19 protein-coding genes are annotated in these 24149 nt (G+C 73.8%); 10 read left to right on the forward strand and 9 right to left on the reverse strand.

Annotated features, from left to right (window positions below; translation table 11 throughout):
• Positions 1-50: 50 nt before the first annotated feature.
• The 4 genes from ABT122_RS24840 to ABT122_RS24855 are packed head-to-tail and all read right to left on the reverse strand — an operon-like array spanning position 51 to position 4463.
• Positions 51-1271 (reverse strand): MFS transporter, encoded by a 1221-nt coding sequence (locus tag ABT122_RS24840; protein WP_351556320.1) that lies wholly within the window; start codon positions 1269-1271, stop codon positions 51-53.
• Positions 1268-2506: an ATP-grasp domain-containing protein gene (locus tag ABT122_RS24845; RefSeq protein ID WP_351556323.1), complete on the reverse strand. Its 1239-nt coding sequence runs from the start codon at positions 2504-2506 to the stop codon at positions 1268-1270. Before ABT122_RS24845 ends, ABT122_RS24840 begins: the two co-directional genes overlap by 4 nt.
• 2 nt (positions 2507-2508) lie before the next feature.
• Positions 2509-3774, reverse strand: coding sequence for a pyridoxal-phosphate dependent enzyme (locus ABT122_RS24850; protein ID WP_351556326.1), 1266 nt, complete (start codon positions 3772-3774; stop codon positions 2509-2511).
• Complete coding sequence (locus tag ABT122_RS24855; protein ID WP_351556434.1) at positions 3771-4463, reverse strand: class I SAM-dependent methyltransferase; 693 nt, start codon at positions 4461-4463, stop codon at positions 3771-3773. Before ABT122_RS24855 ends, ABT122_RS24850 begins: the two co-directional genes overlap by 4 nt.
• A 335-nt stretch (positions 4464-4798) precedes the next feature.
• On the opposite strand from ABT122_RS24855, the gene ABT122_RS24860 reads away from it, so the two are divergent.
• Positions 4799-7051, forward strand: a complete 2253-nt coding sequence (locus ABT122_RS24860; protein WP_351556328.1) for an MMPL family transporter — start codon at positions 4799-4801, stop codon at positions 7049-7051.
• Between the two features lie 110 nt (positions 7052-7161).
• Here ABT122_RS24860 and ABT122_RS24865 read toward each other — a convergent pair whose 3' ends face one another.
• On the reverse strand, positions 7162-7320 hold the full coding sequence (locus tag ABT122_RS24865) for a hypothetical protein (RefSeq protein ID WP_351556331.1): 159 nt from the start codon (positions 7318-7320) through the stop codon (positions 7162-7164).
• Between ABT122_RS24865 and ABT122_RS24870 the strand changes: the two genes are divergently transcribed.
• The 4 genes from ABT122_RS24870 (at position 7319) to ABT122_RS24885 (ending at position 9375) form a co-directional block, all read left to right on the forward strand.
• The gene (locus tag ABT122_RS24870) at positions 7319-7516 is read left to right on the forward strand and encodes a DUF397 domain-containing protein (RefSeq protein WP_351556334.1); all 198 of its coding nucleotides are present in this window, start codon (positions 7319-7321) and stop codon (positions 7514-7516) included. The two genes, ABT122_RS24865 and ABT122_RS24870, sit on opposite strands and share 2 nt — an antisense overlap.
• Positions 7517-7951: 435 nt before the next feature.
• The gene (locus ABT122_RS24875) at positions 7952-8314 is read left to right on the forward strand and encodes a hypothetical protein (protein WP_451067834.1); all 363 of its coding nucleotides are present in this window, start codon (positions 7952-7954) and stop codon (positions 8312-8314) included.
• A 7-nt stretch (positions 8315-8321) separates the two neighbouring features.
• Entirely contained in the window at positions 8322-8693 is a 372-nt protein-coding gene (locus ABT122_RS24880) for a hypothetical protein (protein WP_351556340.1), read from the forward strand.
• A 118-nt stretch (positions 8694-8811) separates the two neighbouring features.
• The gene (locus tag ABT122_RS24885) at positions 8812-9375 is read left to right on the forward strand and encodes a dihydrofolate reductase family protein (RefSeq protein WP_351556343.1); all 564 of its coding nucleotides are present in this window, start codon (positions 8812-8814) and stop codon (positions 9373-9375) included.
• Positions 9376-9384: 9 nt separating this feature from the next.
• Here the strand turns inward: ABT122_RS24885 and ABT122_RS24890 are convergent, their stop codons facing one another.
• On the reverse strand, positions 9385-9699 hold the full coding sequence (locus ABT122_RS24890; RefSeq protein ID WP_351556346.1) for a hypothetical protein: 315 nt from the start codon (positions 9697-9699) through the stop codon (positions 9385-9387).
• 61 nt (positions 9700-9760) lie between these two features.
• Positions 9761-10111, reverse strand: coding sequence for a DUF6879 family protein (locus ABT122_RS24895; protein ID WP_351556349.1), 351 nt, complete (start codon positions 10109-10111; stop codon positions 9761-9763).
• A gap of 219 nt (positions 10112-10330) precedes the next feature.
• Between ABT122_RS24895 and ABT122_RS24900 the strand changes: the two genes are divergently transcribed.
• Positions 10331-10801 carry a pyridoxamine 5'-phosphate oxidase family protein gene (locus ABT122_RS24900; protein WP_351556352.1) on the forward strand — a complete coding sequence of 157 codons (471 nt, stop codon included), beginning with the start codon at positions 10331-10333 and terminating at the stop codon, positions 10799-10801.
• 162 nt (positions 10802-10963) lie between these two features.
• Positions 10964-12163: a serine hydrolase domain-containing protein gene (locus tag ABT122_RS24905; protein ID WP_351556354.1), complete on the forward strand. Its 1200-nt coding sequence runs from the start codon at positions 10964-10966 to the stop codon at positions 12161-12163.
• A gap of 55 nt (positions 12164-12218) precedes the next feature.
• Here ABT122_RS24905 and ABT122_RS24910 read toward each other — a convergent pair whose 3' ends face one another.
• Together ABT122_RS24910 and ABT122_RS24915 are read right to left on the reverse strand one after the other, a co-directional pair.
• Positions 12219-14210, reverse strand: coding sequence for an Ig-like domain repeat protein (locus tag ABT122_RS24910; RefSeq protein ID WP_351556356.1), 1992 nt, complete (start codon positions 14208-14210; stop codon positions 12219-12221).
• 260 nt (positions 14211-14470) lie between these two features.
• Complete coding sequence (locus ABT122_RS24915) at positions 14471-15532, reverse strand: PucR family transcriptional regulator (protein WP_351556358.1); 1062 nt, start codon at positions 15530-15532, stop codon at positions 14471-14473.
• A gap of 257 nt (positions 15533-15789) precedes the next feature.
• Here ABT122_RS24915 and ABT122_RS24920 point away from each other — a divergent pair, with 257 nt between their 5' ends.
• From ABT122_RS24920 to ABT122_RS24930, 3 genes are all read left to right on the forward strand, one after another.
• Positions 15790-16362, forward strand: coding sequence for a hypothetical protein (locus ABT122_RS24920; protein ID WP_351556361.1), 573 nt, complete (start codon positions 15790-15792; stop codon positions 16360-16362).
• 274 nt (positions 16363-16636) lie between these two features.
• Positions 16637-18679 carry an SPFH domain-containing protein gene (locus tag ABT122_RS24925; protein WP_351556364.1) on the forward strand — a complete coding sequence of 681 codons (2043 nt, stop codon included), beginning with the start codon at positions 16637-16639 and terminating at the stop codon, positions 18677-18679.
• Between the two features lie 97 nt (positions 18680-18776).
• Positions 18777-24140 (forward strand): DNA repair ATPase, encoded by a 5364-nt coding sequence (locus ABT122_RS24930; protein WP_351556367.1) that lies wholly within the window; start codon positions 18777-18779, stop codon positions 24138-24140.
• Positions 24141-24149 lie beyond the last annotated feature (9 nt).

Genomic DNA, 24149 nt, shown 5'->3' on the forward strand with positions numbered 1-24149 from the left:
CTCTAAAAACCCCCCCCCAATTTTTTTTTTCGGGTTTTATCAAACCCTCTTTAACCCCCCGGCGCGGGGGCGCGGGGGCGGCCCGCCCCGGCCCCCCGCCGCCGCCCGCACCGGCGCGCGCGCCACACCACCGCCCCCCACAGCAGCAGCGGCAGCACCGCGCTCTGCGCGGCGACCACGAGCCAGAACCCTCCTGCCCCGCCGCCCCCCTCCGCCGCGCCGTACAGCGGCCCGCCGAGGAGGGCCGCGGCGAAGGCGCCGAGGCCGGCCGCGAGGCGCTGACGGCCGAAGACGGTCGCGGCGGGGGCCCGGGAGCGGGCCAGGGCCTCCAGATCGTTCCGGAGGAAGAGCACGGTCTCCGCGAGCCCCAGCGTGAGCGCGCCCACCGCGATCCCGAGGGGGCCGCCGGTGGCGACGGCCGTCATCCCGGCGGCCATCGCACCGAACCCGAGCCAGAGGGTCCGCCCGTAGCCGAGCCCGGCGATCCGGTCGGCGAGCAGCGGCTGCGCGGTGACGAGCAGCAGCGAGTACGCCATGAGGAGCGCGCCGTAGTAGGCGGCGGAGGTGCGCGGCACGGCGAAGAGCGCGATGTAGTGCTGGAAGAACATGAAGACATAGACGGAGAGCAGGGTGTAAGCGAACGGCGGCAGCCGGACCCCGGCCGTCGGGCGCGGGGGCTCCGGGGCCGCGGACGGCACCGGCTCCGCCGGCTTGTCCTCCGCGTGCGGCAGCACCGCGTGGGCGAGCCCCACCACCGCGAACACCGCCGCGACGACGGTGAACAGCAGGGCGGGCGAGGTCAGCACGAAGGGCGCGGCGGCGGGCGGCCCCAGCGCCATTCCGGCGTTGAAGGCCGAGCCGCTCGCCGCCAGCAGCCGGGGCCGCTGCTCCGGTGCGCACCCGGCCACCAGATACGCCTTGTTGGCGGGGAGGTAGAGCGCGGCCCCGGCCGAGACCAGGAAGAGCGCCACCACCGCGAGCCAGGGCCGCTGGAGCCCCGGGACGAAGCAGCAGAACCCGGCGGTACGGATCGCCAGCGCCACGAGCATCGTGGCGCGCAGCCCGATCCGCCGGGCCACGGCCGCGCCGACGACCCCGCCGCTGAACTGGACCAGCGAGGCCACGGCGAGCACCGCGCCGACGACGCCCAGCCCGAGCCCCCACCGCTGGTGCAGCAGCACGGACATGAAGGGGAGTACGGCGAAGCTGCCGAGGGTGATGAGGAACGAGGCTCCCAGCAGCAGGAGTTGGGGCCAGGAGAGCCGGGTCATGGACCGTCGGCCGTCTTCATCACCGGAGTCACGGAGGTGGCCGCGCTCCACGCGCGGTGCTGGGCGAGTTCGGCGGTGGCGGCGTGCGCGAGGACCATGCCGGTGCAGCCTCGCTGGTCGCCGAGTTCGGTCACGGAGTCGCCGGGGGCGCGCACCGGATACCACTCGGGCCCGCCGGGGAAGCCGCCGAGGGAGCCGAGCCCCCGCCACTCCTCCAGCACCCCGGGCCGGTCGGGGTAGACGAGGACGAAGGCGACGGCCGGTCCCGCGGTGCCGCCGTCCGGGGCGTCCAGGAGGGCGGGGCGGCGGCCGAGGGCCGTCTCGATCAGCGCCTCGTACACATTGGTCCCCAGGGACCGGCAGAGCGCCTCGCCGACGAGCGCGCCGCCGATCCTGCGGTTGATCTCGACCAGTTCGGGTCCGCCGGCGGTGAGCACGAACTCGACGTGGGCGAAGCCCTGATCGTGCCCGGCCGCCGCGAGGACCCGCGCCACCCAGCGGGCGATCCGCTCGTGGTCGGCGGGCGGCAGCGCGACGGGGAAGGCCGCGCCCTCCTCGCGCACGGCGGGGGTACGGGAGGTCTGGCGGCTGGAGACGCCGAGGAGCCGGGTCTCGCCCGCCCAGCTCAGGGTCTCCGCGCTGTAGAGGGGCCCGGCGAGGAACGGCTCCGCGAACAGGTGGCCCTTGAGGGGGAGTTCGGCGGCCTCGGCGAGCGCGGCGCGCAGGGCGGGCTCGTCGTGGACGATCCACACGCCCCGGGAGGAGGTCCCGGCCGAGTCCTTCAGCACGGCGGGCAGCCCGACGGCCTCGCGGACCCGGGCGGCGGCGTCCGGCCGGGAGGCGTCGACGGGGACGGCGGTGTGCCCGCTGACCCCGGCGCGGTGCAGGGCCCGGCGCACGGCGGCCTTGTCCCGCAGCCGCCGCACGTCCTCGGGGGCGGGCCCGGGCAGGCCGTACGCGGCGGCGAGTTCGGCGCCCGGGACGGACCAGGTGTCGGTGGTGTTGATCAGTCCGGCGAGGCCGGGGAGCCCGTCGAGGGCGCGCCGCACGGCGGCCGTGTCCATGGTGTCGACATCGACGACATCGAGGGCGGCGCCGGCGGGGAGCGCGGCCAGCTCGTGCCGGTAGACGGCGCGGTCGCCGGTGAGCAGGGCGAGCCGGTGCCCGGCGGCGGCTGCCGCCCCGGCGGTCCTGGCGAGCCCGAAGGAGAGCGATTCCAGCGAGGCGATGGTCATGATCACAGGCTCCCATCGGCGCGGCCGTGCCCGGCGGGCACGGCGCTGTCGGTGCCGCCGGACGGCCGGCCGGGCGCCCCCACCACGGCCTGCACCCGGACGCCGGGGCTCCCCGCCCGGCCGCCGGGCTCCTCCACCCGCGCGCCGGGCGGCGCGGCCCTCCCGGCCCACTCCATCACCGCCCACGGCGGGCGCAGCTCCCCCAGCGAGCCGATCCGCTCCGGCCGCAGCCCGCCCGGGTCCTGGGCCTCCGCGTGCCGGGCGAAGACCCGCTCCGTGTAGCGGTGTCCGGTGTCGGCGCCGAGCACCAGATAGGTGGTTCCGGTCCCGGCGTCCTGCCCGGCACTCCGCCCGGCCGCGCTCCCGGCGGTCCTTCCGCCGCCCCGCCCCGACTCGTTCCCGGCCTCCCAGCGGGCGACCAGATGGGCGGCGCCCGTGGAGAGCCCGGCGAAGACGGCGTGGCGGCGCAGCAGTTCCACCGCGCCGGCCATGGCGTGCCGGAAGTCCAGCCAGTGCAGGGTGTCGTACAGCTCGTGGCGGACGTTCCCGAAGGGGATGGAGCTGCCGATCCCGGCGATGATGGCCTCCGGGTCGTTGAACCCCTCGCTGCCGAAGGTGACGCTCCCGAAGGGCTGCACCCCCACCAGCCGCACCCTGCGCCCCGTACCGCGCAGGGCCTCGGTGAGCCCCCCGGTGGAGGAGCCGGTGCCGACGGCGCCGACGACGGTCAGCGGGCCGGGCGGCAGGGCGGCGGCGGCGAGGTCGGCGAACTCGCGGTAGCCGGCGTAGTGCACGCCGTCGTGGTACTGCCGCATCCAGTGGAAGTCGGGCCGGGCCTCCAGCAGGGCGCGGACATGCCGCACCCGGCGCTCCTGGTCGAGGAGGAGGCTCTGCGAGGGCGGCATCTGGTCGACGGTCGCGCCGAGGACTTCGAGCTGGGCGCGCATGGTGGCGTCGACGGTGGTGGAGGCGACGATGTGGCAGCGCAGCCCGTAGCGGTGGCAGGCCATGGCGAGCGCGAGGGCGTAGATCCCGCTGGAGCTGTCGACGAGGGTCTGTCCGGGGACGACCCGTCCGCTCTCCAGCAGGGTGCGCACGGCCCCCAGGGCCGCGTACACCTTCATGGTCTCGAACCGGGCGAGGACGACGGAGCCGGAGAGCCGGACGAAGGCCGGGTCCTTGAGGGCGTCCGTGATGTGGTCGTGGATGGGGACGGCGGCGGTCATGGCGGAACGGGTCTCCTCGGGGCCGGGACGGAGTGTGTTCATGACGCCCGCCCTCGGACGACGAGCCGGCGCGCGTGCTGGTCGTAGGGGCCGCCGTCGAAGTCGCCGAAACACTCCACCCCGGTGAACCCGGCCTCCAGGAAGAGATCGTGGAGTTCGGCGGCGCTGTAGAGGAAGGAGTGGATGGAGGCCGTGCGGGCGGTGTCGCCGCGCACATGGGTCCAGTCGGTGCGCAGCCGGCGCCAGCTGTCGAGGATGGTGTCGCGCTGGACGATGTACGAGCCGTCCGGCAGGTCGACGGCCTGGGGGCGGCCGATCCAGCCGGCGATCACCTCCTTGCCCATGACGTCGACGAGCAGCTGTCCGCCGGGGGCGAGGCTGCGCCGGGCGTTCCGCAGCACCTGGAGGTTGTCGGCGGCGTCGGCGAAGTACCCGAAGGAGGTGAAGACATTGAGGATCACGTCGTAGGCGCCGGGCGCGGTGTATTCGAGCATGTCGGCCCGGACGAGTTCGACGGCGGCCCCGGCCTTCTCGCAGGTCTCCCGGGCGCGCTCCAGCATGGCGGGGCTGAGGTCCACGCCGGTGACGCGGTGGCCGCGCTCCGCGAGCGGCACGAGGAACAGGCCGGGCCCGCAGCAGAGGTCGAGCACGCGGGAGCCCGGCGGGAAGCCGAGGAGCCGGGAGTCGCGGACGAGGGCCGCCACGGTGTCGGCGCGGTCCCCGGAGAACATGACGGGCGCGAAGTCGACCCAGAGCCCGTCGTCGGCGTACCACGGCTGCTCGCCGCCGCCCGGACCGACACTGCCGCCGCCCCCGCCGGCACTGCCGCCTCCGCCGCCATCGCCGTTCCGCGCACCGCTCGTCACATCGGCCTCCTCTTCGTGTCCGTCCGGCTCTTCGCCTGTGTCGTGCACCGACCCTTCCCGAAGTAGTCGCGTGGTCACGGCATGGAGTTCCCCCGTGTTGTGGGCGTGCCCCCTCGCCGAACGCCGACAGCAATGCAGAATGTCCGCAGTGTCCCTTTTCGGAGCGCGGGAAATGAGCGCCAGCCTGGTCGGGAGTCCGTATGCCGGTGCCGCCGTCCCCCGGCCCCACGCCGTCCCCCGGCGCCGCGCCGCCCGTGCCCAGGGGCACCCTGCGGCGGATCGGGGAGTGGTGCGCCCGGCACGCGGTCGTCGTCATCATGCTCTGGCTCGCCGCGCTGGCCGGGCTCCAGGTGCTGCACCACACCCACGCCGGTGAGTACTCCGACGACTTCTCCCTCCCCGGGACCCAGTCGCAGCGCGGACTCGACACGGTCAGGGAGCACGACCCGTCCGTCGACGGCTACAGCTCCCAGATCGTGCTGCACGACCCCGACCGGCCGCTCACCGACGCCGGCTCCGGGATCGCGGGCGCCACCGACGCCATCGAGCATCTCCCCTATGTGCTGTCCGCGCAGAACCCGCTGACGGTGACCAGCGCCCCGGCCGTCGGCCCGCTCTCCGCCGACGGGAGGACCGCGTACATCACCGTCCACTTCGCCCGGCCGCCGTCCGAACTCGGCGAGGAGTACCTCCACGGGGTGGACTCGGCCGTCACCCCGCTGCGGGACTCGGGCGTCGAGGTCGAGTACGGCGGCGCGCTCGGCGAACTCGCCCGCCCGTCGGCGGACGACCGCACCAGCGAGATCATCGGGTTCGCGGTCGCGATCGTCGTCCTGCTCATCGGATTCGGCAGTGTGGTGGCCGCCGTGCTGCCCCTGCTCACCGCGCTGATCTGCGTGATCTGCGGGCTGGCGCTGCTGGGGCTGCTCGCCGCCGCGTTCACCTTCGCCACCGTCTCCCCGACGCTCGCCACGATGATCGGCCTCGGCGTCGGCATCGACTACGCCCTCTTCCTGGTCACCCGGCACCGCCAGAACCTGATGAACGGCGAGGACCCCGCCACCGCGGCCGGGAAGGCCAACGCGACCAGCGGGCACGCGGTGCTGCTCTCCGGCTGCACGGTGATCATCGCGCTGTCGGGGCTCTGGGTCTCCGGGATCGGCTTCATCGGGAAGCTGGGCCTGGCCGCCGCCGTCACCGTGGTCACGGCGGTGGCCGGCGCGCTCACCCTCGTGCCGGCGCTGCTCGGGCTGATCGGCCGGCACATCGACCGGCTGCGGGTGCGCGCCCCGGTCGCCGAGGCCGACACGGACCCGGAGCGGGCGGCGCACGGCGGCTGGCACCGGTACGCGCTGCGGGTGGAGCGCCGGCCGTGGCGGTATCTGATCAGCGGGGTCGCCGTCCTCGCCGTCCTCGCGTTCCCCGTCTTCTTCATCCAGCTCGGGCACATCGACGACGGCGCCGACCCCCGGTCCTTCACCGACCGGCGCGCCTTCGATCTGATGTCGACGGCGTTCGGCCCCGGGTCCAACGGCCCGCTGACGCTGGTCGTGGACCAGACCGCCGTACCGCAACAGGACCGCGCGGCACTGGCGTCCCAGGCGCGGCAGGCGCTCGGGGACGTCCCGAACGCGGCCGTCATCACCCCGCTGAACCCCACCCCCGGCGGCGATCTGCTCCTCGGCACGGCCTACTCCGTCGCCTCCCCCCAGGACGAGCGCACCACCGCCCTGGTCAACCATCTGATCGACGACTCCCTCCCGGCCGCCGTCTCCGGCACGGCGGCCCGCGCCTATGTCACCGGCACGACCGCCGCCCAGGTCGACTTCCTCGACATCGTCTCCCAGCGGCTGCCCGTGATGATCGCCGTCGTGGTCGGGCTCGCCTTCCTGGTGATCCTCACCGTCTTCCGGGGACTGCTCGTGGCCGTGAAGGCCGCCGTCCTCAATGTGCTCTCGATCGCGGCCTCGTACGGGGTGGTGGTCGCCGTCTTCCAGTGGGGGTGGGGCGGCCCGGCGCTGGGGGTGAACGGGGAGGTGCCCATCGAGAGCTATGTGCCGATGATGATGTTCGCCATCGTCTTCGGCCTCAGCATGGACTACGAGATCTTCCTGCTCTCCCGCATCCACGAGGCCTGGCTGCGCACCGGCGACCCGAAGGCGAGCGTGGCGCACGCCCTGGAGATCACCGCCCGGGTCATCACCTGTGCGGCGCTCATCATGGTGAGCGTCTTCGCGGCGTTCGTGCTCAGCGACAACATCGTGGTGAAGATGCTGGGCCTCGGTCTGGCGGCCAGCGTCCTGATCGACGCGACCGTGGTCCGCCTGCTGCTGGTCCCGGCGGTGATGACCCTGCTGGGCCGGCGCGCCTGGTGGACCCCGCGCCGGCTGGACCGGGTGATGCCCCACCTGGAGGCGGAGGGCCACCCGGAGGAACCGCCCCGGACCCGGTGACCATCCCGCCCGGGCCTGCCGCGTGCCCGGGCGGCGGATCGGGGGATGTCCCGCTGATGAGCCGTACCAGCGGCGGGAGATGATCGGTCCGGCGCCGAGCGTCCCTCGGATCACCGGCTGTCCGGCGGGCGGCGGCGGCGGGCGGCCACGGAGCGGAAGAAGTGCAGTATGTCGCGGGAGAACACCCCGCGCGCCTCGCTCGCGTCCGGCGAGTCGCGCCCCAGCTCACCCACCACATCGCACGAGACCTCCGAGAGGCCCAGAGCCATGAGCGCACCCATACGGTGGCAGAAGTCCTCCTCCGGCGGCGGAGGAGAGAACTGCGTCGAGATCGCCCGCCACGAGGGCAGCATCCTCCTCCGCGAGAGCGACACCCCCGGCACCGTCATCACCACCGACCGGGCCAAGCTCGCCGCCTTCATCCAAGGCGTCAAGGCGGGCGAGTTCGACCACTTCCTCGACTAGGGAGCTTCTTTCGGATCGGGCCGGATCGGTGAGCGGGGTCCGGTGCCGTGGATCGCGAGGCGGGGGAGGGAGCCCGCGCGGAGCGCCGGCGACCGACGACAGCGCGGCGGGGCGCGGCACCGGGGCTCGCGAGCCCGGCACGATCCGAAAGAGACGACCCAGATCCTCCCGGTCCGGCTATGGATGTCCACCCGGTGGGGCGTGAGGGGCTGCCTGCGTGGAGCCCACCGGAGCCGTGCCGGAGCCCCGGGGGAGCGACGTCGCGCCCGAGGTGACACCGGGGCCGGGCCGGCGTCCGGCCCCACGGCAGGGCCCTGGACCCCGGTCACGGGCCGCTGCTGACCGGGCCGCCGGGCAGGACCACGGGCATCGCCGAACCCACCCCTGGCGGACACGCCGACCCGTACACCGCTCCGGCCGCGCCCCCGACGCAGGATGGGGCGCGTGACCGAACCCGACACCTTCCCGGCCCTCTGTGGGCACACCCACCTCTTCCCGGGCGCCCGCTGCCGTGTCCAGGGGCTCCCGGACCCGCGCGCCTTCGCGGCGGAGCCGTGGCCCATCGAGGTGGACCTGCGCTTCTCGGACGGCGTGCTCACGGAGGCGGAGCTGCGCACCGGGGGTCCGGCGGGCCCGGTGCTCGCCGTCCCGGCCCACACCACCGGCGCGGGCACCCCCATCGGCGGACGCATCTGGCTGATCCGGGAGTTCACCACGGCGGGGGACGAGGTCGAGCTGACGATCGGCGGCCGGGAGCAGGTCCGAACACCGTCCACGGGCGGGCCTCCGGCCGCATAATGCAGCCGTGAAGAGCGACCACGTGGTCTTCGACCGAGGACAGCCCATCGAGCATCGCATCGGCCGGCTCGTGACGCTGTGGACCGGCGACGGCCGCGGACCGGACCATCTGGTCACCGGGCGGGCGTTCCACGCCGTGTACTGCTGGCACCTCAGGCACGGGACCGATCACGGCATCGCGTGGGCGGAGTACGTCACCGCCGCGTACGACGCCATCGGGGGCGACGAGGGGTGGAACGTCATGCTGCGCGCGCGGGACGTCTGCGAGAGCTGCGGGGACACCTACCGGCTGGAGAACATCGGGCTGTGCACCGGGTGCATGGAGTACACCTGCTACTCCTGCCGGGGGCACGGGTCCTGCGCGGGGGAGATCGTCTGACGGGGCGGACGCGCCGGGCCCCGATTGTCAGTGATGGTCGCTAGCGTTTCCTCCGGATGGGGAAGGGCCGCGGAGGCCCGGGACCCGCCGTATCCCAGGACTCCGGAAGGGCACCGCCATGCGCACGTTCAAGCTCCAGCTCCAGACCACCGTCGACGGCTTCATGGCGGGGCCGAACGGCGAGATGGACTGGCTGACGTTCCCGTGGACCGACGACATCGCGGCGCACATCGGCGCGCTCACGGAGCCGGTGGACTGCATCGTGCTGGGGCGGAAGCTGGCCGAGGGGTTCATCCCGACCTGGGCGGCGGGGCCGGAGGGGGAGCCCCGGGAGGCCGTCGACAAGATGAACAACACGCCCAAGGTCGTGATCTCCCGGAGCCTCACCGAGTCGCCCTGGGAGAACACCGCGGTGGCCGGCGGGGACCTCGCCGAGACGGTGCGCCGGCTCAAGGAGCAGCCGGGCGGGGACATCATCACCTACGGAGGGGCGACCCTGGTCCCCGAGCTGATCGCGCGGGGCCTCCTCGACGAACTGCACCTGTTCGTCAACCCGACGGCGATCGGCGCCGGGCTGCCGGTGTTCGGCGACACGGGCGGGCTCCAGCGGTTCCGCCTGGTCGAGGCCCGGCAGTTCGACTGCGGGATCACCGGACTGCACTTCGAGCCGAAGCGCCCCTGACCGCGGTGCCTACCGGTGCGTCCGCTGCCACACCGGCTCCTCGCTCCGCAGCTCGTCGCGGTGCTTGCGCACCCAGCTGAAGAACTCCTCCGGGGACTCCTCTATCGAGGCGACGAGAACCAGGTGCAGACAGAGGGCCTCATGGGCGATCTCGTAGTCGCAGGCCGCGCACACCCACCACTCGGCCCGGCCGGGCTTGAGCTTCTCCTCGCACCGGGGACAGGACGGGTTGAGCGCGGGCTCCGATGTGCCGCACGGATAGCAGATCCACCAGCCGTCCTGTGTCTGCGTCATCGTCTGGCCGCACTTGGTGCAGGTCTTCATATGCCGCTCCTCTCGGGGCCAGTCTGGCAGCGGACGGGACTCCCCCAGGGCCGGGGTCCCTTCAGACTCTGTACTCCTCGTGCGGAATCCCTCGCTCCCACACCGCCTCGAAGGCGGAGGCGCACAGTGCCGTCACGCCGGGGTCGTCCGTCCGATCGGTGTGCGTCCATCTCCCCTCCCCGTCGGAGATGTTGAACTGCGCGAGGCGGCCGTCGAAGAGCCAGAAGTCATTGCCCGGCAGCGCCAGATCCGACGCGAGCCGCCGGGGAAGCCGGCGGATCTGTTCACCCGCGGCGGCGTTGGTGAAGCTCCCGGAGTGCTCGAAGGCGATGTACTGACTGACCGGCTCGGAGACCACCCGGGCCCGCCGGATGACAACAGGGACATCCTCGGCCCAGTCTCCCGCTCTCACGTCCGGCGCCGGGCGCCGCACGGCCGGAAGAACCCTCGCCGAGGGCACCCCCACGCCCCACCCGGGAGTGGGAGCGCCCCGCGCGGGAGCCGGCCGGCCCGTTCTCCTCGTACACCCCATGGCCGCCGTGCCGCCGGTCGCCGGAAACGGGCCGCTCCGCCCAGGGACCTGGTCCTCCGGCCCGACGCGCTCGCTCACCCCGCCCCCTAGCCTCCTCCCATGACCACCGACACCACGGCGGAGCCCGCCCCCCGCACCCCCCGGCAGCGCAAGCGCGAGGCGCTGGAGCGGCTGGAGCGGGACATCGACGTGTGGGTCGCCACCGCCGACGAGGGCGGAGAACCCTGTCTGGTGCCGCTGACGTTCTGGTGGGACGGGGGCGGGGTGTGGCTGGCCACCCGGGAGACCCATCCGACCGGGCGGAACCTCGGCGCGTCGGGGCGGGTCCGGCTCTCCTTCGGGCACACGCGGGACGTGGTCCTGGTGCACGGCAGCGCCCGCAGGGTGCCGCGTGAGGAGCTTCCGGACGGGGTGGGGGACGCCTTCGCCGCGAAGGACGGCTGGGACCCGCGCCGGGACCACCCCTCGTATGTGTTCTTCCGCGTCACCCCGCTGCTCCTCCAGGCGTGGGGGACCGTCGCCGAGAACGCGGAGCGGACCCTGATGCGCGACGGTGAGTGGCTGGTCTGAGCCGGGGGTGCCGGCGCGGGCGGTTCCGCCGTACGGGTGGGCGGGGTGCGGGAACACGGCGGGCGGCGGTTCGGCGCGGCGGCCCGGTGGGGCGGCTCCCCGATGCTGGGAGCGGCCCGGGGCGCGGGCCCTCGTGCCGGACCCACAGAAGGAGTGATCCCGTTGGCCGGAGACCGTCGTACCCCCTCCCGGCGAGCCGCGAGGACCGCGAGCGCGACGAGGGCGACGAGGGCGTCGGCCGCGCTCGCCGTGCTCGTCGCCCTCGCGGCCCTCGCCACCACCCTGGCCGGCGCTCCTGCTGCGGCGAGCACCCCCCGGCCCGGCGACCCCGTGCAGCGGGGCATGGAGCGGCTGGTGACCGAGGACCGCTGGCCGGGTGCGCTGGCCGCCGTGCGCGGCCCCGGCGAGCGGCGGTTCCGGCATCTCACCGCCGGGGTCGCCGATCTGGCGACCGGGGCGCCGGTGCCGCGCGACGGGCGGGTGCGCATCGGCAGCAACAGCAAGACCTATCTGGCCGTGGTGGTGCTCCAGCTCGTCGGCGAGGGCCGGGTGGAGCTGGACGGGCCCGTCGAGACCCATCTCCCCGGGCTGGTGCGCGGCGAGGGCATCGACGGCCGGAACATCACCGTCCGGCAGCTTCTCCAGCACACCAGCGGGCTGCCCAACTACACCGACCACCTGGAACCGGACTGGTTCGTGAGCCGCGACCGCTATCTGGAGCCGCGCGAGCTGGTCGATCTGGCGCTCTCCCGCAAGGCGTCCTTCCCGCCCGGCACCGACTGGCAGTACAGCAACACCAATTTCGTCCTGGCGGGCCTGCTGGTGCAGAAGGTCACCGGCCGGCCGCTGGCCGAGGAGATCGAGCGGCGGGTCCTCGCGCCGCTCGGCCTGCGCGACACCTCCTTCCCCGCCGCCGGGGACCGGACCATCCCGGGCCCGCACCCGCGCGGCTACCACGCGGACGACCCGGCACAGACCCCCGGGGACATCACCGTGATGGACCCGTCGTGGGCCTGGGGCGCCGGGAGCATGATCGCCACGCCGGGCGATCTGAACCGTTTCCTCACCGCGCTCATGGGCGGCCGGCTGCTCAAGCCGGCCCTGCTGGAGCAGATGCGGACCACCGTCCCCGCCGACAGGCTCTGGCCGGGGTGGCGGTACGGGCTCGGACTGCTCAGCATGCCGCTGAGCTGCGGCGGGGTGGTCTGGGGACACGGCGGCGACATCCCCGGGTACAAGACCATCAGCGGGGTCACCGACGACGGCCGGGCCGCCACCCTCGCCCTGACCGCGATCCGCCGGGCCTCCCATCCCTCCGTCGCGCACGCCAACGACGTCTTCGACACGGCCCTCTGCGGATGAGGGCGGCGGAACGGCCCGGCGCGGGAGCGCGCCGGGCCGTTCCGCGCCGCTCGGGTCAGGAGGTGAAGGTGAAGTACCTCCACGGGCCGTGCGTGGTGGAGTTGACCGTGTCACCGGAGGAGCCGTTGATGTACGAGGAGCGCATCCGCAGCCGGTAGCCGGTCTCGTGGGGTCCGTTCAGCTGAACCCGGGAGACACCCTTGGAGTCGAGGGGGAAGTACGCGTTCTCCAGCTCCAGGTCGTACCACTTGCCCTCGTAGAAGAACTCCAGCGTCAGCCGCTCGGAGCGGTTCTTGAAGGCCGGCATCGTCGTGGTGAAGTACGGGTTCTTCGACTTCTTGTAGAAGTGGTACTTCTGGTTCCCGAGCTTCGCGTACTTGTAGTGGTTCGTCAGCGCCGTCGACACCTTGACCCTGGTGCCGACCCAGGTCTTCGCCGACTTCGACGAGGTGCGGGAATCACCGGCGAAGTCCGCCGTCACGACCGTGTCGCGGGTCAGCCTCACCTTCGCGGAGAGCTTGCCGGAGCTGTTCACCGTGCCGGTCTTGATGAGCTTGCGGCCCTTGCCGTCGCCGGCCGGGTCCGCGTACAGCTTCACCGTCCGGTTCTTGTACGTCTTGCCGAGCTTCGCGGTGAAGTTCACCGTGGAGTTGTAGTCGTAGAACTTGTTGTTGTTGTCCAGCGACAGGGTGGTGGACGAGCGCGAGACCTCGACGCTGTCCGAGCCGGCCGACCCCTGGTGCTGGGCTCCGCCCGCGTATGCCGCCCTGTAGGTGACCTTGCCGCCGGAGTACGGGGTGTCGCTGAAGGAGAAGGTGCCGTTCGACGCGACCTTCTTCTTCCCCAGGGACTTGCCCTTCGGCGACTCCGCGTCGGTGCGGGTGACGGAGACCTCGGAGCCCGCCGGGAACGCCACGGTCGCGTTCACCTTGCCGCTGACCGTCACGGGCTTGGCCCGGGTGGCCTTGGCGGGCGCGCTCACCGTCACGGTGGTGAGGGACTTGCCCGGGTCGTTGAGCACCCGGAGCGCGTACGCGCCCTGGCTGTTCTGGGTCACCGCGAAGAGGCGGCTGCCGCTCGCGTCCCAGGCCAGGCCGCCGTCGACCAGGGCCTCGGCATAATTCGTGGTGTTGTTGTTGGGGAAGTCGTAGCTCCGGACCAGCTTGGTGGAGCCGGCCGACGGGAAGATGTGGACGTCCTCGGACCACCGGGCGTCCGAACCGGTCGCGACCCGGCCGTCGGCGGCGACGGCCACCGAGTTGGCGAACTCCTTCGACGCGTACTGGCCCGCCGGTGTGAGGTCCGAGGTCCTCCAGATCTGGTGGCGGTTGCCGGACGCGGCGGTGATCAGCCGGCTGCCGTCCGGGGAGAGCCGGGCGTCGGCGAGCCGGACGCCGAGCGCGGCGCCCCGCACGGTGCGCTCCGCCGTACCGCCGCTGATGTCGTAGACCGCGACCCGGCCCGAGGTCGTGTCGGTCTCCGCGACGACCAGGGTGTTCGGGGCGCCGGGGGTGGTGACCAGCTCGGGGGCCTCGGACAGCTTGCCGCCGTCCGCCTGGTCCAGGGTGACGACCGGCTCGGCACCGGACAGGTCCAGCGAACCGATGTCGCCGGAGTCCCCGCCGCCGTAGCCGAACCAGATCTTCCCGCCGGCGACGGCGACATCACGCGGCCCGGAGACGGTGTTCCCGATGGGGTACCTGCCGGCCTCGGTGACCGTCGCGGTGTCGTAGGCGAGGATCGCGTTCTCGTCGTTGACCGCCGCGTACAGCGTGCCGCCGTCGGGGGAGAGCGCCAGCCCGTCCACCCCGGGGAGCGAGGGAACCGAGGTCACGACCTTGCCGGTGAAGTCCGTGACGACGATCTGGTTGCCCGTGGAGATGTACAGCCGCTTCCCGGCGTCGTCGACGACGAAGTCGCGCACGGAGTCGACGGGCAGTTTCGTGACGGAGTCGGCCGAGGCCGTGCCCGCCGTGCCGACGACCAGGGCGGCGGAGCTGAAGAGGACCGCGAGCGCCGTCGCGGTAGAGATGCTGCGCCTGCGCACAGTGATTCGTACCCCCACATGGAAACGCGTGGAAACGCGCGAGAAGAGGGCCGCGCGGCACCCGTGATGCGGTGGTTCTCGTCCCGGGGCGCGGCCGGTGTGAAGCGCAGCGTAAGCCATGGGTCCGGCGCATCACACCGCAATACCCCGCAACGATGTGATCACGGGGGGTACCGGACGGTTCGCGGGGCCCGGCCCGGATGCCGGGGGAACGGGCTGGTCACAGAGGTGCGATCGGGGACGGGAAGGGTCCGGCGCGGCTACCGCTCCCCCTCCGGCCAGCCCAGCAGCCGGGCCCCGATCACCGCCGTCTGGAGGGTGTAGCGGTGCACCGGATCGCCCGGGTCTGCTCCGGTCAGCCGGTGGATGCGGTCCAGCCGGTAGGTCATCGCCCGGACGCTCAGGGAGAGCCGGCGGGCCGCCTCCGCCGCCACGCACCCGGTGTCGAAGTAGGCGGTGAGGGTGGCGAGCAGCGGCCCGGCGCCGCCCCGGGCCTGCTGGAGCGGGCCGAGGACGCTCTCCACCAGATCCGCCATGGCCTGCCGGTCGCGGGTGAGCACGGGGTAGACGAGAAGATCGGCCGCGTGCAGCACCGGGTCGTCCAGGCCCATCCGGGCCGCCAGTTCCAGGGCGTTGAGCGCCTCCTCGTACGAGTGGACCACGCCGCCCGCCCCCGGGTGGGCCCGTCCGATCGCCACCCGGCCGCCGTCGGTCACCGCGTACGCCTGCTTGGCGAAGAAGCCCAGCACATCGGCCTGGTCGGCCGGGGCGATACAGATCAGCCGGCCGTCCTTGGTGGTCAGCAGGATGCTGCGGTGCCCGAAACGGCCGGTCAGCTCGGACTCGATCCTGCGGGCGACCGGAAAGCCGTCGTCGTACGGCTCCGGCCCCTGCGCCACGGCCACCGCGTGCGCGTGGGAGAGCAGCAGCCCGAACCGCTCGGCGCGCTCGGCGATCCGGCCGAGGTCGCTGGTGCCGTGCAGCAGATCGTCGATGAACTCCCGGCGGGCCGCCTCCTCCTGGCGCACCGCGAGCCGCTGGGCCCGCTCATGGCCCTCGGCGAAGGCGTCCACGGCCTGCTCGACGGCGGTCAGCAGATGGTCGGCGGCGGTACGCGGGAGCCGGGGGCGGACATCCCGCGCGGCGGCGAGCTGGGCACGGACCAGGGCGCGCAGCCCGATGCCCGCTTCGGCGGCCTGTTCGCCCCGGGCGCGGAGGAACTCCAGTTCGTCACGGGTGAGTCGGCGGCCCGTCCGGCATGCGTCGATCAGTATGCGGGTATAGCCCTCGCGATCGTCCTCGGACAGCTCCTGTTTCACCATGGATTCCCCCCACTCTTAACGCTTTCCTGACGCCCCTCGAACAGGGTCGCACGGCCTCCCCAAGGGTCGTGACCGGCATCAAGAAAGCGTAAAGACTGCCGGTCCACGGCAATGAACCCACCCCCGCGCCGGGCTCAGAATGAGCACGGCGAGCGGGCCGGGACAGAGCGTCCCTGCCGGGGTACGGAAAGGACCGCCAACCACCACACCAGCAGCGGGCCGGCCGGGGGCCGGGACAGTGAGACGGGGGAGAAGTGATGGGCGAGTTCGTCGATGCCGTGACCGGCTTCCCCACCGTGCTGTTCACCGCCGCGCTCGTGGTGGTCGCCCTCTTCTGGCTGCTGGTCCTGGCCGGCGCGGCCGAGGCCGACGCCTTCGACGCCGATCTGGACACCGGCGCGCTGAGCGTGGGCGGGGTTCCGGTCGCGGTCTCCGTCTCCCTGCTGACGGTCTTCGGCTGGTTCACCAGCCTCACCGGCTCCGTGCTGCTCGCCGGGGCGGAGGGGGCCTGGCGGCTGCTGTACGTACCGCTGCTGCCGCTCTCCCTCCTGATCGCCTGGCGGCTGACCCGCGCCGTCGTCCGGCCGCTCGTCAAGCTCTTCCCCGACGAACCCGCGCCGTCCCGGCAGGACTTCATCGGCCTGACCTGCACCATCCGCACCGGACGGGTGGGGGCGGACTTCGGCCAGGCGGAGGTCCGGGCCCGGGACGGCTCCACGGCAGTGGTGCAGGTGCGCCAGAACGGCACCGGTGAGATGTCCCTCGGGGCGACCGGACTGCTGTACGCGTACGACCACACCGGCGAGTTCTTCTGGGTCGCGCCGTACTGACGCGCCGCACCGACGCTCCGTACTGACGCGCCGCACTGACGCTCCGCACGAGTCCCGTACCGGAGTCCTGTACCGGAGCGGCGTCCTGACGCGCCGGGCCGGCTGCGCGCACCGGCGCGCGGGACCGGCAGCCGTACGGACACGCCCCGCCGGCCCACCGCACCGTCACGGCGCACCGGCCCGCGCCCTTGGGCCCGGCCGCTCTCTCTCCGCTCTCCGCTCTCTCCGCTCCCACCTCTCCGCTCACCCGCCGCCCGCGAAACGGGAATCTCTCATGGATGCCATCTCCCTCGGCCTCGGCGTGCTCATCGCCGTGGTCCTGCTCATCGCCGTCGCACTGCTCCTGGTGATCAGCCGTCTCTTCCGCAAGGTGGAACAGGGCAAGGCCCTGATCGTCTCCAGAATGCGCAAGGTGGACGTCACCTTCACCGGGCAGGTCGTGCTGCCCGTCCTCCACAAGGCCGAGACCATGGACATCTCGGTGAAGACCATCGAGATCTCCCGCACCGGCCGGGACGGGCTGATCTGCCAGGACAACATCCGCGCCGATATCCGGATCTCGTTCTTCGTCCGCGTCAACAAGACCGTCGAGGACGTCATCAAGGTCGCCCAGGCCATCGGCACCGCCCGCGCCAGCGACCAGACCACCCTGCAGGAGCTGTTCAACGCCAAGTTCTCCGAGGCGCTCAAAACCGTGGGCAAACAGCTCGACTTCACCGATCTCTACACCAAGCGCGATGAGTTCCGGGACCGGATCATCCAGGTCATCGGCACCGATCTGAACGGCTACAGCCTGGAGGACGCGGCGATCGACTATCTGGAGCAGACGCCGCTCGCCCAGCTCGACAGCAACAACATCCTGGACGCCCAGGGCATCCGGAAGATCACCGAACTGACCGCCGTCGAGCATGTGCGCACCAATGAGTTCCAGCGCCACGAGGAGAAGGAGATCACCCGGCAGAACGTCGACGCCCGCGAGGCGATCCTCGAACTGGAGCGCCGGCAGGCGGACGCCGAGATCAAGCAGCGCCGCGAGATCGAGACCGTACGGGCCCGGGAGGAGGCCGAGACGGCGCGGGTGGTGGAGGAGGAGCGGCTGCGGGCCCAGGGCGCGTACCTCAGGACCGAGGAGCAGCTCGGCGTGCAGCGCGAGAACCAGGCCCGCGAGGTGGCCGTCGCGGCGAAGAACCGCGAGCGGGTGATCGCGGTGGAGAGCGAGCGGATCGAGAAGGACCGGATGCTGGAGGTCATCGCCCGGGAGCGGGAGACCGAACTGACCCGGATCTCCGCCGAGAAGGAGGTGGAGGCCGAGCGCCGCGAGATCGCCGAGGTGATCCGCGAGCGGGTGGCGGTGGACCGTACGGTCGCGGAGCAGGAGGAGTCCATCAAGCGGCTGCGCGCGGTGGAGGAGGCCGAGCGCGGGCGGCAGACGGTCGTCATCGCCGCCGAGGCGGCGGCGCAGGAGCGGCTCGTCAAGGACATCAAGGCCGCGGAGGCCGCCGAGCAGGCGGCGGTGCACCGGGCGGCGGAGGAACTCACCCTCGCCGAGGCGAGGAACAAGGCCGCCGACATGGACGCCCGCGCCCGGATCAGGCTCGCCGAGTCGCTCCAGGCGGAGGCGGCGGCCGAGGGGCTGGCCGCGGTCACCGTCCGGGAGAAGGAGGCGGACGCGATCGAGAAGTCCGGCCGCGCGGAGGCCGGGGCGACCGCGGCCCGGCTCTCCGCCGAGGCGGAGGGGCTGACGGAGAAGGCCGCCGCGATGGCCGCGCTGGACGAGGCGTCCCGCGGGCACGAGGAGTACCGGCTGCGGCTGGAGGCGGAGAAGGAGATCCGGCTCGCCGGGTTCGAGGTCCAGCGGCGGATCGCGGAGGCGCAGGCCACGGTGGTGGCGACCGGTCTGGAGAGCGCGGACATCAGCATCGTCGGCGGGGAGTCGGTGTTCCTGGACCGTCTGGTGCAGTCGATCTCGCTCGGCAAGGGGATCGACGGGTTCGTCGACCACTCGCGGACCGCGCGGACGCTCGCCGGGCCCTGGCTGGACGGGTCGGCGTCCTTCACCGGCGATCTCACCCAGGTGCTGGGCTCGGTGTCCACGGCGGATGTGCAGAACCTGACCGTGTCCGCGCTGCTGATGAAGCTGATGGGAGGGGGCGGCGGCGCGGCGGACGGGCAGTTGGAGAGCCTGCTGGCCGCCGCCGACCGCCTGGGCATCAAGGACACGCCGCTGGCGGCGCTGAACGGGCACGGGCAGGGGCACGGGCAAGGCCCCGGGCAGGGACCCGGCCCGGGCGCGGCCCCGGGCCGCGGCCAGGGCTGAGGGCACGGCCCTCCCGCAAGTTCCGCGGCTGCCGCGCGGGGGGCGGCAGCCGCGGTTCGTACGTACCTTCAGGGAGCTGGACCATATGGAACCGGGCATGAACACGAAGACGGACAGGACGGCGGGGGAGCCCGGAGCGGACGGCTCCGCCCGGGCGGCGGGGACGGGCCCGGGCGGGCCCACCGGGACGACGGGCGCGGAGGCCGTCAGCGGCGGTGCCGGGTCGTGGGACCCCGGGGCGGCCCCGGGCCCCGGCGGTCCGGGGCGTGGTCCCGGCACGGGCCGGGGCGCCGGCGGCGGTCAGGTTGCCGGTGGCGGCCCGGGTGCCGGTGGCCCCGGCGGACCCGGCCTCGGTGACGGCCCGGGTGCCGGTGGCGGTCCGGCTGTCCGTGGCGGTCCGGGCCGTGGTCCCGGTGGCGGTCCGGGGCCCGGCCTCGGTGACGGCCCCAGCCGCCCCGGTGGCCGCCCGGGTGCCGGTGGACCCGGCAGCGGCCCGGCTGTCGGGGGCCGCCCGGGTGCCGGTGGCCCCGGCCCCGGTGACGGTCCCGGCGGGCCCGGTGGCGGGATCGACGCCGGGACCTATGAGCTGCTGCGCGACCGCCTCCACCAGCGCGCCGCCGAGCTGGCCCGGCGCGCCGAGGCGCTCAACACCGCCCGTGCCGGCGCCTTCGGCTCCACCGGGCTCACCCTCACCGGCACCGGCACCCTGCGCACCCCCGCCCCCGCGCTCCCGCGCGACCTCGCCGCCGTCGGGGGCCGGCTGCTCTTCGCGTACGACCCGCCCGGGGGGCTCACCGCCCGCACCGAGGCCGGCGACGTCCTCGCCCTCCACGACCAGGAGCTGAACCGGCTCCCGGAGGACGCCGTCCCGGGGCTGCTCGACGACCCGGCGTTCACCGCCGAGTTCGACGCCCTCCGCCGCTACTACCGGGGCGCCCGGCTGCTCCGGCTCCGTACGGTCGGCGACCGGCTGCTCGCCGTCCTCCTCACCGGCGAGAAGGACATCCGGGTGCTGCGCTGGGAGACCGGGAACGGCCGGGTCCGGTTCCTGGACGCCCGGGGCGAGCGGGATCACGCCCTCCCGGCGCCGTACGACTTCGACTGGACCGGGACCACCCGGGACAGCCATGTCCCGGGCCGGGTCCCCGGCCGCCATCCGCACCTCTCCATCGAGGGGGAGCTGCTGCTCTCCACGGCCGGCGGCTCCCTCACCCTGAGGGCGGCCGGTGCCCCGGACTCCGCCGGCCCCCTCCACCAGGAGCCGGTGGACGAGCCGCTCCAGTCGCTCGCCGACGCGGAGGTGGCGTACGCGCGGGTCGGCGCGCTGCTGCTGCTGCGGGTGCGGCCGTACAACGAGACCACCCTCCGCCATCTGGTCGTCAACACCCTCACCTCGTCGGTGACCCGGCTCGACGCCATCGGCCAGGCCGCGCGCCGGCTCCCCGGGGACGAGGGGATCGTCTTCCCCGGCGGCTACTGCCTCGCCGCGACCGACACGGTGCGGACCTTCGACGGCGCCGCCCCCGAACACCCCGGGGCACCGCTGGAGTTCGAGCGGACGGTGCGCTCCCCGGGCGGCGAGGACGTGCTCTTCGTCTTCCGCTCCCCCACCCGCACCCTGCTCCTCCCGTACAACACCATCCGCAAGGAGATCGCGAGCCCGCTGCCCTGCCTCGGCCACGCCCTCTTCGACGACGGCACCCTCGCCGTGCTCCGCGCCCCCGAGCCGGGCGAGGGCCCCGCCACCGCGCACCGCACCCAGGTGTGGAGCACCCCGTTCGTCTCCGACACGCACCCCGTCCCCGACCCGGGCGGCCCCCTCTCCCGGATCGGGAACGCCGACCTGGTGCGGGCGGTCTCCGACACGCTGGCCATCGCCCGCCAGGCCACGGAGACCACCGCCACGGCCCAGGTGTACGAGACGCTGGCCGCCGCCTGTGTCCGCGCCGCCGACCGCTACCCCTGGCTCGGTGACCCGGACGCCGGAGATCTGCGCACCCCGCTGGAGGAGGTGCGGGCGACGGCGGCGCGGGTGCTGGAGGAGTTCGCCACCGTGCAGACGCTGACCCGGCGGGCCGCCGAAGCGCTCGCCGAGGCGGACCGGCGTGTCGCCCGGCTCGTGCGCCGCGTCCGGGGCGAGGCACCGGCGGCGGCGGAGGAGTGGATCGCGCGGATCACCGAACTGCGCGCGGAGCAGGGGCGGCTGCTGACGCTGCGGGAGATGCGGTACGCGGACCTGGAGGCGCTCGACACCCTCGGCCGGGACATCGGCGACGGCATCGCGTCGACCGGCCGGCGCGCGGTGGCCTTCCTCGGGCGCGCGGACGCCTTCGCGGCCCACCACACCGAGACCGAGCGCTTCGCCGCCGGCGCGGAGGCGGTGGCGACCGCCGCGGACGCCGGGCGGCTCGGGGAGCGGCTGACCGAGCGGACCGCCGGGCTGCGGGCGCTGAGCGAGGTCGTCGCCGGTCTCGACATCGCCGACACGACCGTGCGCACGGCGGTCCTGGAGCGGATCGCCGAGGTCCTCACCGGGATCAACCGGGCCCGCGCCGGGCTCACCGCGCGCCGCCGGGAGCTGCTCGACCAGGAGGGCCGGGCGTCCTTCGCGGCCGAGTCCGCCCTGCTGGGCCAGTCGGTGACGGCGGCGCTGGACGGCGCCGGCACCCCCGAGAGCTGCGACTCCCAGCTCGCCTCGCTCCTGCTCCAACTGGAGAACCTGGAGACCCGGTTCGCCGGGCACGACACCTTCCTCGCCGCGATCGGCGAGCGGCGTGCCGAGGTGTACGAGGCGTTCGCGGCGCGGCGCCAGACCCTCCAGGACGAGCGCGCGCGGCAGGCCGGGCGGCTCGCGGACGCGGCGGAGCGGGTGCTCGCCGCGATCGCGCGCCGGGCCGCGACGCTGGAGAGCACGGACGCGGTGCACACCTACTTCGCCTCCGATCCGATGGTGGTGCGCGTCCGGGCCACCGGGGACGAACTGCGCGCGCTGGGCGACCGGGTGCGGGCGGAGGAGCTGGAGGGCCGGCTCAAGGCGGCGCGCCAGGAGGCCGCGCGGGCGCTGCGGGACCGCCGGGAGCTGTTCACGGACGACGGCGGCACCATCCGACTGGGGCGCCACCGGTTCGCCGTCACCACGCGGCCGGCGGAGCTGACCCTCGTACCGCACGGGGACGGGATGGCGCTCGCGCTGACCGGCACGGATCTGCGGTCGCCGGTCACCGGGGCGGAGTTCGGGGCGACCCGGCCGTACTGGGGCCGGACCCTGCCGTCGGAGTCCGCCGAGGTGTACCGGGCGGAGCACCTGGCGGCCCGGCTGCTCCCGGAGGCGGCGGGCGCGGCGCCGGAGGAGCTGGAGCACCTGGTGCGGCGGGCGGCGGAGGCGGCGTACGACGAGGGGTACGAGCGGGGGGTCCACGACCACGACACGGCCGCGATCCTCCGGGTCCTGCTGCGGTTGCGCGCGGGGGCGGGGCTGCTGCGGTACCCGGCGGGGGCGCGGGCGGCGGCGCAGCTCTTCTGGGCGTACGGGACCGCGGAGGACGAGCGGGAGCGCTGGCGGCGCCACGCCGTGTCGCTGACACGGGCGCGTTCGCTCTTCGGCACGGCTCCGGCGCTGGAGGTGCTGCGCGCGGAGATCGCCGAGGCGATGGCGCGGGCGCGCACGGCGGGTGCGGTGGGGGCGGCGCCGGACGCGGGGGTGGCGGCGGGGTATCTGGTGGAGGAGCTGGGGTGCGCGGTGCCTCGGGAGCCCCAAGGGGCCCCGGTGTCCCCCGTGTCCCCCGTGTCCGCCGTCTCCGCCGTCTCCGCCGTGTCCGCCGTGTCGTTCGCGACGGGTGCGCCCGCCCGGCTGTTCCTGGACACGTTCCGGCGGGCCACGGGGAGCCGGGGGAGCACCCCGGGGCACGCATCCCCCTACGCCGCCGATGTCCGGGCGCTGCTCGAAGCCGACGACCCGCTGGGGGCGCACCGGCTGATCGAGGGCTGGCTGGTCTCCTGCGCCGCGTCGTCCGGCGAGTCGGCCGACCCCGGCGACCTCGCCGAGGCGGTGGCGATCGAACTCTGCGCCGGCCTGGTCCGCCACGAGGTGGAGGCACCGCTGAGCGGTACGGTCACCGGGCTGCTGGGGAGCCATCCGAGGATCGGCCGGGGAGGGGTGCTCCCCGTGCGGCTCGACGAGTTCCTCACCCGTACCGCCGGCTTCGCCGCCCAGGGCGTCCCCGGCTTCCGCGCGTACCGGAAACTGCGCGGCACCCTGGTCGCCGAGGGGCGGCAGCGGCTGCGGCTGGACGAGTACCGCCCCCGGGTCATGTCCTCCTTCGTGCGGAACCAGTTGGTGGACGAGGTGTATCTGCCGCTCGTCGGCGACAGCCTGGCCCGGCAGCTCGGCGCGGCGGGCGACGCCCGGCGCACCGACAGCGCGGGGCTGCTGCTGCTCGTCTCACCGCCGGGTTACGGCAAGACCACGCTCATGGAGTACGTCGCCGACCGCCTCGGGCTGCTCCTGGTCAAGGTGGACGGCCCGGCGCTCGGTTCGGCCACCACCTCGCTCGACCCGGAGCGGGCACCGGACTCCGCCGCGCGCCGGGAGGTCGAGCGGATCGCCTTCGCGCTGGAGGCGGGCACCAATGTGCTGCTCTATCTGGACGACATCCAGCACACCTCGCCGGAACTGCTCCAGAAGTTCATTCCGCTCTGCGACGCCACCCGCACACTGAACGGCCGTGACCTGCGGGGAAAGCGGTTCGCGGTCTGTATGGCGGCGAATCCGTACACGGAGTCGGGGGAGCGTTTCCGCGTCCCCGACATGCTGGCCAACCGGGCCGATGTATGGAATCTGGGCGAGGTGCTCACGGGCAAGGAGGACGCCTTCGCGCTGAGCTTCGTCGAGAACGCGCTGACGTCCCATCCGGTGCTGGCCCCGCTCGCGGGCCGGGACCGGGCCGATCTCTCCCTGCTGGTCCGGCTGGCCTCGGGCGATCCGGCGGCCCGCCGGGACCGGCTCGTACACGCGTACGTCCCGGCGGAGTTGGAGGGGGTGCTGGCGCTGCTGCGGCACGCGTTGACGGCGCGTACGACCGTACTCGCCGTCAACGCGGCGTACATCGCGTCCGCCGCCCGGACCGATGAGACGCGCACCGAACCGCCGTTCCGGCTCCAGGGCTCGTACCGGAACATGAACAAGATCGTGCAGCGGCTCGACCCGGCGATGAACGAGGCCGAGGTGGCGGCGGTGATCGAGGACCACTACGCGGGTGAGGCGCAGACACTGACCAGCGGCACGGAGTCCAATCTCCTCAAACTGGCGGAGCTGCGCGGCACACTGGGCGAGGCGGGGGCGGCGCGCTGGGCCGAGGTGAAGGCCGGGTATCTGCGGGCGCGGGCGCTGGGCGGCGGGGGCGGGCTGGGGCTGGTGGCGGAGCGGCTGGCGGGGGTGGAGGCGGCGATCAGGGGGAGTTGAGAGGGGGCC

Source organism: Streptomyces sp. NPDC001985, from assembly GCF_040296845.1.
Lineage (GTDB): Bacteria > Actinomycetota > Actinomycetes > Streptomycetales > Streptomycetaceae > Streptomyces.